Annotated in this window: 6 protein-coding genes; all 6 read right to left on the bottom strand. The window is 60.3% G+C overall.

Annotated elements, in window-relative coordinates; all coding sequences use genetic code 11:
• Window positions 1-12: 12 nt before the first annotated feature.
• On the bottom strand, window positions 13-2,190 hold the full coding sequence (locus ACYQ15_RS09825) for a methyl-accepting chemotaxis protein (protein ID WP_459937335.1): 2,178 nt from the start codon (window positions 2,188-2,190) through the stop codon (window positions 13-15).
• A gap of 71 nt (window positions 2,191-2,261) precedes the next feature.
• Window positions 2,262-4,712 carry a chemotaxis protein CheA gene (locus ACYQ15_RS09820; protein WP_459937334.1) on the bottom strand — a complete coding sequence of 817 codons (2,451 nt, stop codon included), beginning with the start codon at window positions 4,710-4,712 and terminating at the stop codon, window positions 2,262-2,264.
• A 156-nt stretch (window positions 4,713-4,868) separates the two neighbouring features.
• Window positions 4,869-8,993: a PAS domain S-box protein gene (locus tag ACYQ15_RS09815; RefSeq protein WP_459937333.1), complete on the bottom strand. Its 4,125-nt coding sequence runs from the start codon at window positions 8,991-8,993 to the stop codon at window positions 4,869-4,871.
• Window positions 8,990-10,693, bottom strand: a complete 1,704-nt coding sequence (locus tag ACYQ15_RS09810) for a GGDEF domain-containing response regulator (protein ID WP_459937332.1) — start codon at window positions 10,691-10,693, stop codon at window positions 8,990-8,992. The genes ACYQ15_RS09815 and ACYQ15_RS09810 overlap by 4 nt, the downstream gene beginning before the upstream one ends.
• Window positions 10,690-13,350, bottom strand: a complete 2,661-nt coding sequence (locus ACYQ15_RS09805; protein ID WP_459937331.1) for a PAS domain S-box protein — start codon at window positions 13,348-13,350, stop codon at window positions 10,690-10,692. Before ACYQ15_RS09805 ends, ACYQ15_RS09810 begins: the two co-directional genes overlap by 4 nt.
• Window positions 13,332-14,363: a PhnD/SsuA/transferrin family substrate-binding protein gene (locus tag ACYQ15_RS09800; RefSeq protein WP_459937330.1), complete on the bottom strand. Its 1,032-nt coding sequence runs from the start codon at window positions 14,361-14,363 to the stop codon at window positions 13,332-13,334. Before ACYQ15_RS09800 ends, ACYQ15_RS09805 begins: the two co-directional genes overlap by 19 nt.
• Between the last annotated feature and the right edge of the window lie 301 nt (window positions 14,364-14,664).

Raw genomic sequence — 14,664 nt, 5'->3', positions numbered from 1 at the left:
GACACGGTGCGGCTAGAACTTCCCGAACTCCTCGTCGTCCAGCTTGATCTCCACTCCCGGATCGATCATGCCCGAGTGGCCCGATTGCAGGGATCGCCGGGTCGCCATGTCCCGTGACCGGGCATCGAAAGCCGAGCCGCCTCGGGACTGGGGCAAGGCCGGCGGCCGAATCGCACGGGAGGCTGGAAGCGCGACGTGATCGCCCAGCCGGAAGTGGGCCAGCATGTCCTGAAGCTCAAGAGCCTGGGCGGAGAGTTGTTGCGCGCTGGAAGCAGTCTGCTCGGCATGTGCGGAATTCTGCTGGGTCACGATGTCGATCTGCTCCAGGCCCTGGTTGATCTGGGACACGCCGAAGGATTGCTCCTTGCTGGCCGCGGCGATTTCGCCGACGATGTCCGCCGCCTTGGTTACGCCCTGGACGATTTCGTTCAGCACTTCCGCGGTCAGGTTGGCCAGCACCGCGCCATTGTCCACCTTGTTCCGGGAGGCCTCGATCAGCTCCGCGGTTTCCCGGGCCGCTCTGGCGCTGCGGGCCGCCAGATTGCGGACTTCCTCGGCCACCACGGCAAAGCCCTTGCCGTGACTCCCTGCCCGGGCCGCTTCCACCGCCGCGTTCAGGGCCAGCAGATTGGTCTGGAAGGCAATGTCGTCAATGGTCTTGATGATCTTGGCGATCTGCTGGCTGGAGGCATTGATTTCGGCCATGGCCGAGACCATGTCGCTCATCCTGGAGCTGCCTTTGGCCGCGGAATCCCGGGCGGAGGTGGCCAGTTGATTGGCCTGCTGGGCATTCTCCGCGGTCAGGGTGGCCTGGGAGTCGATTTCGGCCATGGAGGAGGTGATCTGCTCCAGGCTGGCCGCGGACTCGGTGGCTCCTTCGGAAAGGGACTGACTGGCCGCGGCGATCTGGGTCGACCCGGCTCCAACCTGCTGGGCTGCCTCATGCACGGCGGCCAGGGACTCGCTCATCTGGCGGACCATCTTTTCCATGGCCAGCCCCAGGGCGTCACGTTCCGAAAGCACGGCAACCTCGGATGTGAAGTCTCCCTCGGCGATCCGCTCGGCAATGCGCTGCTTCTCCCGCAGACTGGCAATCAGCCGGTTCAGCTCCATCGCTGTCCTGGCAATGTCGTCCGTGCCCTGGACGTCCATGGTCTTGCTCAAATCCCCGGCGGCCATGTCGCCGCAGATGGCACTCATCCTTCGCAAGGACATGCTGATGGCCCGCAGGACGAACAGTCCCAGAGCAACCGACGCGAGAACGGCCAGGGCCAGCAGGGCCAAGGTCGTGGTGAAATCCCGACTGCTCTGATCGACAAACCGGGTCGCCTGGCGCATGATCGCCTCCTGTTCCAGGTCGATGACCCGGCCCAGGGCTTCGATGTGGCGGGTAGCCAGGTCGTAAGTCTGGCGGTGGGTCATCGCGAACTCCTGCTCACCGTCGATCAGGGCCGCGGCCATGGTCGTGATTTCCATCCAGGATTCTCCGTCACGCGCATCATCCAGGCCCACCGCTGCTTCTCTGGCCAGGGCCAGGGCCGGGCTCTGCATGTTGGCCTCCACTGAATAGACCAGTCTGGCCACGAGGGTTCGCATGTCCTGATCCACGTCCTCCGGGGCGGTCACGCTCCGACCCAGGGCAGCCCGCAACAGCCCGGCGTTCTCCCTGGCCTCCTCCACGAGCATCAGGCTGGTCATCCGTTTGCCGAGCCCCCGGGCGGTCCGGGCTTCAGCGGTTTCGCCGGCCAGTTGCAAGGCGTCCCGGATGATGGACGTGTAACTCTCGATAATTTGTCCAGATTCCTGGGAGGCGTCAAAACCGCGTCTGGCGCTGCGTAGTTCAGCGATGATCCGTTCCGCGGCCCGGGGCGCGTCACTGGCAATGCCGGCTTCCCGGGCAAGCTCCTGGAATCTTGCAACAGCCGTGTCGGTCTGGGAGCGCTGTGCCAGGACATCCCCGCGATCCGCGCCTCCGGCAAGCGCCAGCACGGATACGCCCCGCTCGGTCTGGACTTCGCGGACCAGCGCCGAGGCGGAACCCAGGAATGAAATATTGCTGTGCATCTCCAGGAGGATTTCCCGGTTTTTCAGGGTGGAGAAGACGGACTGCCAGGACTGGATCACGAAAAAGGCTATGGGGATGAAAATAGCCAAGCCAAGCTTGATGCGGTAACTGAGGTGAAAAGTCATGACATCGCTCCATCACGTTAGGGGGGTGTTCATCGGGTGTCCGCCCATGCGGTCCTGCCAGTGACGTATTGTTATTCTCCACTCCGGGGCCGATCCTTGACCAGGCCGGGGATGTCCAGAATCAGGCTGATTTCCCCGTCGCCGAGGATGGTGCAGCCGGAAATGCCCGTGGATCGGCCCAGCAGTCCCGAGAGGCCCTTGATCACGGTTTCCTGCTGGCCGAGAATCTCGTCCGCGAACAGGGCGATGATCTCCCGGTCGCACTCCACCAGAATCAAAATCCCGTCCATCAGATTTCGGCTGTCCGGTTCCTTGCGAAAGCGTTCATGCAGACGCAGAACAGGGTGGAAATCGTCGCGGATGCGGACGCTTTCCAGCCCGTCCGGGGTGGTGATGATCCAGGATGGTTCCGGGCGCACGGATTCCCGGATGGCCTGGAGGGGGATGGTGTAGCGTGCCGTTCCCACCCGGACCAGCATGCCGTCGATGATGGCCAGGGTCAGGGGAATGCGCAGGATGAAGGTGCTGCCCTGGCCTGGACGGCTGCGGATGTCGATCTTGCCCTTGAGTTTTTCGATATTCCTTTTGACCACGTCCATGCCGACGCCCCGTCCGGAAACATCCGTGACCTGGTCGGCCGTGGAAAAGCCGGGCTCGAAGATCAGGCGGTAAACCCGCTCGTCACCCCAACCCTGGGCCTCTTCCCCTGCAAGGCCGTTCTCTTTGGCCTTGGCCAGAATCCGCTCCCGATCCAGGCCGCGGCCGTCGTCACTGATCAGGATCCAGACTTCCCCACCCTCATGCCGGCCTTCGAGGGTGATGGTCGCCTCCTCCGGCTTGCCATGGGACCGGCGCGACTCCGGCGGCTCAATGCCGTGATCCGCCGCATTGCGGATAATGTGTACCAGAGGATCGGCGATCTGTTCGATCAAGGTCTTGTCCACTTCTGTTTCCTCGCCGAGAAGCTGCAGGCGGATTATTTTGCCGGATTTCTGGGCCAGGTCGTGGACCAGGCGGATCATTTTGCGGAACGTTCCGGCCAGGGGAATCATCCGCGCGGACATGATCACGTCCTGCAGATCCCTGGAAACACGGCGGAGCATATGCGTGGCCCGTTCCAGGCTCTCGCTCTCCGTATGCATGACCACGGGATGCCGGGTGACCATGGCCTCGGCGATGACCAGTTCGCCCACGAGGTTGATCAGGGCGTCCAGCTTCTGGATATCCACCCGGATGTCCTGACGGGCGGGAACCTTGGCCGGAATGCCTTGAGTGGAAGTCCGCGATGCGGATTGGGAATCGGTGGAATCCGTCATGGCTGGAACGGCTTTCGGAATCGCATCCGGAGCCCTTTCCTGGCTCGAAGGGGCGTCCAAAGCCGAATCCGAGGAAAAATCCAGGGGAGTTTTCGAAGGAGCATCCAGGGACGTGTCAGGGGAATTTTTCAGGGACCGAATCGGAGACGTCACGGCAGCATCCGGAGAGTCATCCGGCGAGCCATCCGGAGAGCCATCCGGCGAACCGTCCAGCGGCACGGCCATGGTGTCGTCCAGCAGATCCAGGTACAGCTCATGGTTTGCAATTTCCCCGGTCCCGCCTTGGGCAATTCCATTGATCCCGGCTTTGAGCACGTCCAGCATCTTCAGCAACAGGCCGATCTTGCCGTGGGTCGGCTCGATGACGCCGCCGCGAATGGCGGCCAAGGCGTTTTCCATGCGATGGGTCAGCCGTTCCATGTCCGCGAAACCCATGAAGCCGCAATTGCCTTTCAGGCTGTGCAGGGCGCGAAAGGCCGCGGCCATGTCCTCTCCGCCTGCTTTATCCGTTGATTTCTCCAGGGCCAGCAGGGCCAGCTCGGCCGTTTCCAGGAATTCCTCGGCCTCCTGGACGAAAGATAGACGATGTGCCGGGCCGATGTCCGGTTGAGCCGCGGCGTGGGGTGCCGCGGCCGTTTCTTCCCGGTCATGTGCCTGGAGTGGCGCCGTGAGCGGTCCGGGCATGGCGTCCGGTGGGCCTTGCCTGGGTCTGGCGGAGGGAATGTCCGGTTCGTCCCCCAGGTCAATAATGATGGGTTGCTCATCAGCCGCGGTTTTTGCACGGCAGGGTGTCCTGGTCAGAAGGGAGATCAGGTCATGCAGGCGGCCTTTGATGGATTCACCCCTGCTTTCGGCGTCGGCGTCGGCATCGACATGGTTTTCCATGATTGCGGCCAGCAAAACGCGGATGTAGTCTATGGATTCGCAGAGGACCTGCACATGCTCGCCTTCCATGGAAGCCTTGCCCTTGCGGAACAGGTCCAGCAGGGTTTCGGCCTCGTGGGTGAGGGAGCTGATCTCGTTCAACCCGAGAAAGCTTGCCCCGCCTTTCATGGTGTGGAACAGGCGGAAGACGGCGTTCAGGGTCTCCGCGTCGACGCAGCGCAGATCCGTGCTTTGCGCCAGTTCGATCAGTTGCGGTTCGACCTCGTCCAGCAACTCGGATGTTTCGGCGACGAAATCATCCAGAATTTCCTTGTCCAGCATGCGGATGTCCTATGGCGTAGAGGTCAAGGGTTCGCTGTCTGTCGTTTGGCTCAGAAGAAAGCGGCAATTCTGACGGTAGAGCAGTTTCGAACGTTACACAGATTCCACCACGAAGAGCACGAAGGACACGAAGAATCAGGTTGCATCTTCGTATCCTCAGCCGTCCTCCGCCTCCAGCACAGCCTTGAGCCGGGCGAACTCCGTGGTCATGTTCGGTTGAATCGCACGAACGGCGGCCATGTTCCCGGCTCGGGCGGCTGTTTCCATGTTCTTGGCCACGGCCAGCAGGGCCTCTCCACTGATATTGGCGGCGGCTCCCCTGATGGCGTGAGCCAAATGAACAACCTGCTCGATGTTCTCGTTTTGCAGGGCCTGCTCCAGTTCCTTGAGGCGGCTTGCGGTGTTCTCCAGAAAGATGAGGCGTAGTTGGGCGACGATCTCGTGATTGTCACTCAGCCGTCGCATCAGGTCTGTTCGATTGAACACCAACGGAGTCCCTGAAGATGCAGCGGCACAGGGATCGTTTGTGGTCAGCGCTTCGTGAGCTTTCGGGGACGGCTGGCGGGATGCGATCTCAGGCATGTCATCCGGCGTAGCGATCCCGGCTCCAGTGTCCGATTCCAAGTCGAGGCGGCACAGCCATTTTGCCATCACCGCCCGGAGATCCTCCGGGCTCAAGGGCTTGGTCAGAAAGTCGTCCATGCCCGCGGCCAGGCATTGTTCCCGGTCCTCGGCCATGGCGTGGGCGGTCAGGGCGATGATCGGCACGCGTCTGGAGGGCTGTGAAGGTGAAGGCTGAGGGCCGGGACCGGAAACCTGAGGGGAAGATATTTGATCCCTGACCTCTGACCTCTGATCTCTGACCTCCACTTTCTGATCTTCCTCCGCGGCGCGAATGCGCCGTGTTGCCTCCAGTCCATCCATGATGGGCATCTGCACGTCCATCAGCACCAGGTCATAGGTTTGGTCTTGCAGGGCCTGAACGGCTTCCCGGCCGTTGGCGGTCACGTCGGCGCTTAGGCCCAGATTGCGCAGCATGGCCAGGGCCACCTCCTGGTTGGTGGGATTGTCCTCGGCCAGCAGGATCCGTGCTTCGGGAAAAGACATGGGAGCCATCCGCGATTCGGTCCGGGAATCCGTCGGCAGAGAGTCCGGGGGCGCTTCAGCATCGGCGACAGTCGCAAGTTCAACAGTGAACCAGAACGTGGATCCCTTGCCGACCTGACTGGAGGCGCCCACGGTGCCGCCCATCATTTCCGCCAACTGCCTGCTGATGGCCAACCCCAGACCGGTTCCTCCGAACTTGCGGGTAATGGAGGCGTCAACCTGAGTGAAATGCTGGAAGAGATGGCTGATCTTGTCTTCGGGAATGCCGATGCCCGTGTCCCGAACGGTGAAGCGAAGAAATGCGGTGTGCCGGGATGCCGGGATAGTTGAATCCCGCTTTCCAGTATCTTCTCTATTCTTTTCAATCCCGGCATTCCAGAATTCCAGCATCCCCGCATCTCCCCCGATCCTCTGAACACGTACCGCCACCTCTCCGGTTTCCGTGAACTTGATGGCATTGCCCACCAAATTGGTCAGGATCTGGCGGATCCGGGCCGGATCACCGACCAGCCGTTCCGGAACGCCGGGATCAGCTGAGCAGGTGAAGGCGATGCCCTTTTCTTCAGCCTTGAAGGCCATCATATTGCTGAAATCATTGAGCATGGATCGCAGGTTGAAGGGGATGGCGTCCAACTCCAGCCGGCCGGCTTCGATCTTGGATATATCCAGGATGTCGTTGATCAGGGCCAGCAGGGTCTCGCCGCTGAGCCGGGCCGTGTCCGCGTATCGGTGTTGGACCGGACTCAATTCCGTATCCAGCAGCAATCGGTTCATGCCGATCACCCCGTTCAGGGGCGTGCGGATCTCGTGGCTCATGTTGGCCAGGAATTCGCTCTTGGCCCGGGTGGCCTGTTCCGCGGAAAGCAGGGCGAAGTCCAGCTCCATGTTCTTCATTTCCAGCTCGTTGGCGTATTCCTGGAGCTTCATGGCGGCCTGCTTCTGCTCGGAAATGTCCCGGACCAGGGCCAGAATGCCGGATGCGCCTTCCACTTCCATCTTGCGAATGGAGATTTCCGCTTCATAGGTGGTGCCGTCCTTACGGAAATGGAGCATTCCGACAATGGTCGGATCGGCATCCAGGGGCAAGAATTGCCAAAGCTTCCGGACTGATTCGACTTGCGGATTCTTCGGATCGTGCAGGTCGAAAACGTTCATCCGCAGCAGTTCATCCCGGGAATATCCGCTCTGGGTGCAGGCTGCCCGGTTGACTTCCAGGAAATTGCCCTCCAGGTCATGGACAAACAGCATTTCCGTGATCTGGTCCACGATGGAGCGGTACTTGTGCTCGCTGACATGCAGCCGCTGCTCCGCTTCCTTGCGCTCGGTGATGTCCAGGGCCAGGCCGATTATTCCGATCACTGCACCTTCGTTGTCAGTGAGCTTCTGCTTGATGGTCTGGATGGTATGTTTCCGGCCATCCGTGAACGTGGCTTCTTCCACATTGTGTACAGGGCCATCGGAATGCAGGGCCTGCAGGTCTGATTGCCGGCAGGCCTGAAATTCTTCAGTGCTCATACTGGGCGAGGCAGATTGCAGACCGTAATCCTCCTCGCATTTGCGGTTGGCAAGCAGGAAGTTCTGCTCTTGATCAACCAGCCAGATGCCGATGGGCGCGTTGTCCAGGATGGCATTGAGCAGGGCATGCTGGCGGTGCTGTTCCTCCTCGGCCAGCTTTTGTTCGGTGACATTCAGGATGGCCCCATGCCAGAGCACGCTGCCGTCCGCTTCACGCTGGGGCGTGGAGCGGCCGGTAACCCAGATCATGCCCAGTTCCGGATGATTGACCCGGTACTCGCATTTCCAAGGCGACAGCCCTTCGGCGGATTCCTGGATGCTTTGCCGGACCCGCGCCAGATCGTCGGGATGCAGCCTCTGGAACACTTCGGAGCCGTCTTCGATCACGTCCTCCGGGGAGACGCCGTAAATTCCGCGAATTCCGGAACTGGTATAGGGAAAATGGGAACTGCCGTCAGGACGCAAGCGATATTGATAGATCATTCCCGGCAGATGTCTGGAAATCTGTTCCACTCGGGTCCAGGCTTCAAATTCCCGGCTTAGATCCCGGCAAATGCAGACCAGGCCGATGGTCTTGCCTTCCTTCGAGCGCAGGACCACCTTGGATTTGTCGATGAGCGTCCGTTTGCCGTCCGGGTAGTCAACCCACTCCGTGGTTTTGCTGGGCCGGCCGCTTTGCAGAATCTCCTGGTCCTGCCCCCTGTACAATGCGGCCATGTGGGAAGGAAAAAGTTCGTCGTCGGTCTTGCCGACAATGTCTTGCGCGGATCGACCGACCCGTCGTTCGAACTCTGGATTGCAGCCCAGGTAGACCCCGTTTCTGTCCTTGTAAAAGATGATGTCCGGTGACGAATCCAGAATGGCGTTGAGCAGCGTGGACTGTTCGCGCCAGGAATTGCGCATGTCCAGAAGCTGGCGGTTGCGCAGCCACAAGGCCACAGTGGCGGCGGTCAGGATGCTCAGGCCCAGAAACAGGGCCCAACCCGCCTGGCGATTGCGCTCCCGGAGCTCAGCCGTTTGCTTGAAAACCTGATCGGCCAAGGTTTCCTGTTGCAAGCGCAATGTCTCCAGTGCTTCGACACCCTCCGTGATGTCGTGAATGATGGAGAACAGGACAGTACGGCCCTGGATCGAAAACGGCCAGCTGGTGATCTTCACCGAGCGCAACTCGCCTCCGGCCAGACGATGCTCGAAGATGAAAGCGTTTTGTTGTTGCGTGACGGCCTGGTCCATCTGGTCCCGTACTTTATGAGCCGGCAGGATGTTGATGTCCTGAATGGACAGGGACCGCAATTCCAGCCCGGTATAGCCGTAGAACCGCTCCGCGGCCGCATTGGCGTCCAGGATTGCTCCGGTCTCCGCGTCAATGAGCAGCATCACCTCGGGATGTTCTTGAAAAAATCTGTAGGGAAACGCCGTTGCCCCATCCCCGGTCAGGTTCGGCAAATTTGGGTGTGGTTGGGCGGAAACAGGAACCGCAAGGCAGGAGAGGCAGAGCAACGTCAACAGAAGCGCGGTCATTGCCTGGCGGCGTATTCCATGGCGTGCAATTTCCCGCCAAGCGGTGTTCCGGGAATCGTTTACGGCTGTCGCGATGCGCCTGTGTCCTCGTTCTGAGCCGAAATGTGCTGTTTCCAGGGACTTCCAGGGTTGTTTCACGATCCGACCCCCGTCGCTTCCCGATCCGTCGCCAGGACGAGACGATTTCGTCCTTGCTGTTTTGCCTTGTATAGGGCGTCGTCGGCTCGCTTGAGCAGGTCGTCGGCGCTGGACGTATCGGATGCGAACGTCGCGGCGCCGATGCTGACGGTATAGGAAATGGACCCCCCCTGAACGTGAACCTGTTCCGCGGCAATGGTGTTCCGAAGTCGTTCGGCAATGACCTCCGCGCCGTGCACGCCGGTTTCCGGCAGGATCACGGCAAATTCTTCACCCCCGAAGCGTCCGGAAACGTCCGGCGTGCGCAGCGCCGAGTTGAGCATGCCCGCAAGATGCTCGAGGACCCTGTCGCCGGCGGCATGGCCGAAGCTGTCGTTGATGCATTTGAAGTGGTCAATGTCCAGCATCAGCAGGGTGAAGCCATGCCCGTAACGCCGGGCGCGCTCAATTTCCCGGTGCAGCAATTCCATGAACTTTCTGCGGTTCCACAGTCCGGTCAACTCATCGGTGGTAGCCAGGTAGCGCAGTCGGTCCTCGATCTGCTTGCGGTCCGTAAGATCCATGATATTGCCCACCACCCGGACAACGCGACTGCCCTCCCAGACCGGAGCGGCGGTCATGCGCACCCAGAGCCGGCGGTCGTCAATGCCGGTAAAGGGCATCTCCAGGTCAAAAGGATGGCCCTCCTGAATGCAGTGCTGGAGCGCGTCCCGAAATCTGCTGCCGTTTTCCGTTCCGCAACATTCCAGACATTGTTCCAGCAGGTGGGAGGAATCCGGACGGTTTGCCGGCTCCAGACCGTGGATGCGATAGGTTTCTTCGGTCCAGGACAAGGATTGGTCCACCACGTTCCATTCCCATCCGCCCACCCGGGCCAGTCGCTGCGTGGCGTTGAGCAGCCGCTCCCGTTCCAGCAAGGCCTGCTCGGCGCGGTGTCGGTCCGTGACATCCAGAAACATCAGGGCCAGCTGTCCGTTCTTGGGACGATAGGCCAGGATTTCGAACCGCTTGGAGAACTCCTCAAAATTGCTTTCATAGTGGATCGGCGTTCCCGTTTCCATCACCTCGATCAGGCGGTTCAAACAATCCTGGTCCAGGTTGGGCAGGACCTCGGTCATGGTCCGGCTGATGACGGCTTCACGGGTCAGCCCGGTCAGGGTTTCAAAGGCCGGATTGATTTCGACATATCGAAAATCGCAGGTCCGATTACGGGAGTCATAGATCGCCTCATACAGCGCAAAACCATTGAGCATGGCGCTGAACAGACTGCGATAGCGCTCCTCGGATTCGCGCAGGGCCTGTTCCGTGCGCCGAATGCGCAGGATCGCCTCGGTCCTGGCCAGGAGTTCGCGGGTGTCCAGGGGCTTGACCATGTATCCGTCCGCCCCGGCGAGCAGCCCCTGGGCCTGCTCCTCCGCTCCGGTCATCAGGCAGGACATCAGGATGACATAGGTGCCCGCCAGCTTCGGGTCCGATTTGATCTCCCGGCAGAAATCCCGCCCGTCGCCGTCCGGGAGCACGACATCCAGAAAAACAAGAGCCGGCGGTTCCATCCGGGCCGCGGCAAGCCCTTCGGCGCCGGCGCTGGATTTGCGAACAACATATCCGGCCTTGGCAAGAGCGTTTTCCAGGATCATCAAGACCATGGGGTCATCGTCGATGATCAGAATGGAGGGTGATGCAGCATCCGTGATGGTCATGCCGTCTCCTCTGCTCCAAAGGTAAGCGTCAGGTAAATCGTCGTACCCCGACCGGGTTCGCTTTCCACGGACATGGTTCCGCCCATGCGGCTCACCAGCCGTTGGGCCACGGTCAGTCCCAGCCCCGCACCTTCATACGGCCGGGTGGTGCTGCCGTCGCCCTGGGTGAATGGTTTGAAGATCCGCTTCAGGAGATCGTCCGGGATGCCCGGTCCGGTGTCCTGCACCGTGAACAGGACCCTGACGGTTCGTGAGTCTGCATTCCCTGAAGGAGTCTCCTCCGCCCTGCCGGGCGAACCCGGGGGGGAGTGAGGTTTTGGCTGAGGTTCCGGTTGAGGCTCGGGCACACGGGAAGGCGTCTCGGGAAGAGCGGTGTGGCCTTTTCCGTTCACCGTGTCCGCCGTGAGCAAAACCATGCCCTTGGTGGTGAATTTAACGGCATTGCCCACCAGGTTGAAGAGAATCTGTTCCAGTCCCATAACATTGCCCCGCATCCGGGGAAGACGTTTATTGATGTTGAGAACCAGACCGATCCCCTTGTTTCGACAGATCTCCTCAAACGTTTCGGAAATATTGCGAAACACGCCGTCTACCTTGAACAGGATCGGGTTTTCCACGAATTTTCCGGCCTCGATCCGGGAAAGGGTCAGAATGTCCGTGAGCAGATGGGTCAACCGGCGAGTGGATCCCTCGGCAAGGTTCAAATATTGTTGCTGCTCGTGATCCAGGGAGGTGATGCGCAACATCTGGAGCATGCCGTGAATGCCGTTCAAGGGCGTGCGAATTTCATGGCTCATGTTGGCCAGGAATTCACTTTTCTGGCGACTGGCCTCCTCCGCGGCCCGGCGGGCCTCAACCTGCGTCGAAATGTCCACGAAGCTCTCCAGCATGCAGGGTCGTTCATTGACCATCACCCGGCTGACGGTCTTCAGGATCGGCAGAGAGTCGCCGCTTGCGGTCAACAATTCGCATTCGGAGCGGTCCGCGTCCTGTCCGAGGACCATGATCGGGCACCTGCCCTTTTCACTCGGGCAGACGAACTCGTGGCAGACCTTGCCGATGATCTCGCCGCAGGATACCCCGGCCATGGCGCAGGCGGCGGGGTTTGCCTCGAGGATGGTGTAGGTTTCGGCATCAATGAGCAGGATGCCGCTGGGCAGGGAATCCAGGATGGTCCGCATTTCCGCGCGGCTGTTCTCCAGTTCCAGGCGGACCTTTCTGGCTTCGGTGATGTCGCGGAACACGGTGACCGACCCGACAATCTGGCCGTTTTCAACCACGGGGTTGGCCGTGACCTCAACGTGGATCAGTGTTCCGTCCTTGCGGCGGAAAATTTCCTGTCCCCGGAAAGGCCTGTTTTGCGACAAGGTTTGCAGAATCGGACACTGGCCGGTCATGAGGAGCGGTGGTTCGGTATGGGAATGGCTGTGGAACAATTCATGGCCGTTGGCCTGGATCAGTTCCTGCCCGGCGTAGCCCAGCAACTCCTCGGCCGCCGGATTGACGAAACTGATCAACCCCTGAGGATCGGACACGTACAGTCCCTCGCCGATGGTCCGGGTAATGGTCTGGAGGCGTTCCTTTTCCTGGATGGCTTTTCGGCGTAGCCCGTGCATGCGGAGAAAGGCTGCCGCAAGGAACAGCAGTAGAATAGTGGCCACGATAAGATTGACCTGGAAATGGCGCTGCATTGCGACCAGTTCCGGAGCTGGGCTGAAGGAGAGCAAAAACGCTGCGTTGCGGTTCTGGGTGTCCGGAATCGCGGTCAGGGTGGCCGCGAATCGACCATCCGGGCCATGGAGGGCGAAAGATCCGGATGTGCCGCTGTCCAGAACTTCTTCCAGCCCCGTGGTTTTGCTCAACCGGGGCATCAGCATGCGAGCGGTGGTGGAAAGCGGTGGGGGGGCATGGGGCAGTTCCCGGTGCGGATCTTCCTCGAACCAGAGCGGATGGACGGGGCTTGGAGCGTACAGACGCCGCTGTTCCTCGAAGAGCAGGTCATACACCAGAGGACCGTTGAGCAGAAAGGTGAATTCGCGACTCATGTCCAATTCGGCCATGGCCCGGCGCAGGGCCTCCAGGGGCTGGCTCAGTTCCACGCTGCCCAGATGCCGATCTTCAACCACGATGGGGAAGACGTTCCGGAACCCGGACACCACCTTTCCGGCTTCAAAACCATGAACCGAAATCAATTCCTGATTGGCGGTCCGAATGGAATAGCGTTCTTCCCAGAGGGAATCCCCGGAGTTCTGCGGGGCGTGAAAGCGGAGGAAACTGCGTCCGTCCGCGGTGTGAAAGTGCAGTTGCTGCACATCTCTGGAGGCGATCAGGGTCTCGTAGAACGGAAAGAGCAGGCGGTAAAGCCGCATTCGGGCTTCCGGAGCCCTGTCCGGATCTGCCTGAGCCATTTCCAGCAGGTTCAGCACCTTCGGCTGCATGAGGTATGAAATGAAGTAGGCCTGCATTCCGGTCTGATGACGCTGGAGCACGGATCGCCAGGCAATGTCCTGGGTCTGGGTGAGGGCCGTCAGAAAATGCGTCCGACTCTGGTTCCACTCATGGCGCAGATAGCCAAAAAGGCCCAGCCATATGACGATCACGACGGTTCCGATGATCCAGACCTGCCCGGAGGGAAATGTCAGGGGTCTGCCGAACATGCTTCCTCCAGAGAATTCTCGAACAGGGAAAACAGCGGTCCGTCACGGTCCCGGATGCTTGTCTGTCGGGTCAGCAGGACGTGCAGGCCGCAAAAGTCTTCCAGGTGGGCCGGGGTCATGCCCCAGCGGCCCAGCCCCACCCAATGGCGCAATGTCTCGGCCGGGATCGCGACAAGATCACGGGTCAGCTTCTCCAGGGTTTTCCGGTCCAAGGTGCGGCTGTTGGCCACGAAAACGAATTCAGGTAGCGGCTGGGTGCGCTCCAGGATGCGCAGCCCGATCTGGGCGTAGCTCTCGCCGTAGGACGCTCGCAACCCGCCCAGGGAGTATTCGCCGCGGATCACAGCCAGAGCCACGGCTTCGTGGCTCCCCAGATAGGCATGGGGCAGTTGGCCAAGGCTTTGTCCCATCTGCTCCAGAAGGATGGCCGTGGCCAGATATCCGCAGGTGGACAAGGGCTGGGTCAGGGCTATCGGCCCCTGATGCAAACTCAAATCCTCCGCTGTGTCCATGGCTGTGACCAGGGCGCAACTGTAGTCTGTCCTCCCGTCCCGGTTCCGAAAAAAAACCAGTGGTTCAGCCTGGGGAGCCATGCCCCGCAGGGTGACAAAGGGCAGCGGCCCCAATTGGACCAGATCAATTTCATCTTGAGCGAACAGCTCCAGGATGGTCGCATAATCCTGTTCATAACGAATCTGCACATTGCGCCCCAAGAGCATCGAAACGTGCTCCGCCAGGTTGCGGCTTTCGGCCACGACCCGTTCGGGATTGGTGAGCGGCAGCGGGGTGAATGTCAGGGGTGGGGCGGCATGTGCGAAGCACGGCGTGCCGAAGAAAAGCCACAAACATGTCAACAGAAGGGGCCATGACAATGGACTGGACCTAGAGGGAGCATCATGTCCGGCCTCGGCTTCGTACCCAAGACGCGTAACATTCCAGCTTCTCGCCCTGTCCTGGCACTCCCGGTGGGGCAGGCATGTGATCCGGAGGCAATATCGTGGTTGCTGTCGCATGATGTTATTCAAACCTCCTTCTCGGCCATTATGTCTACGGCGGCCTGTGCAGGGCCCAAATCTGCTCGTGTCCATAATGTCGCCGTATATGAGGCATTGTTGTGACAAACCGCAATGCCGACTCGACGACCGGCGATGCTTGCAGGGAAAAAGGCAGTGCTTGCCGGCTCAGTGCGAATTTGAATCCTGGAATATCGTTTGGCAGCGTTTGATTGTGAAATAAATATTTATACAATCATGCGGGGCTTCCGTCTGGATGCCCGCTTTTGTGGTATGACATTGTGGAAATGATTTGGCTCTT

Source organism: Desulfonatronum parangueonense (assembly GCF_054656975.1).
Note: the sequence above shows the minus strand (reverse complement) of the source record. Positions and strands in the feature narration are given on the sequence as shown.

Coding starts and splice junctions, on each gene's coding strand:
- ACYQ15_RS09825 (WP_459937335.1), bottom strand. CDS start 2,190: ATGACTTTTCACCTCAGTTACCGCATCAAGCTTGGCTTGGCTATTTTC.
- ACYQ15_RS09820 (WP_459937334.1), bottom strand. CDS start 4,712: ATGCTGGACAAGGAAATTCTGGATGATTTCGTCGCCGAAACATCCGAG.
- ACYQ15_RS09810 (WP_459937332.1), bottom strand. CDS start 10,693: ATGACCATCACGGATGCTGCATCACCCTCCATTCTGATCATCGACGAT.
- ACYQ15_RS09805 (WP_459937331.1), bottom strand. CDS start 13,350: ATGTTCGGCAGACCCCTGACATTTCCCTCCGGGCAGGTCTGGATCATC.
- ACYQ15_RS09800 (WP_459937330.1), bottom strand. CDS start 14,363: ATGCGACAGCAACCACGATATTGCCTCCGGATCACATGCCTGCCCCAC.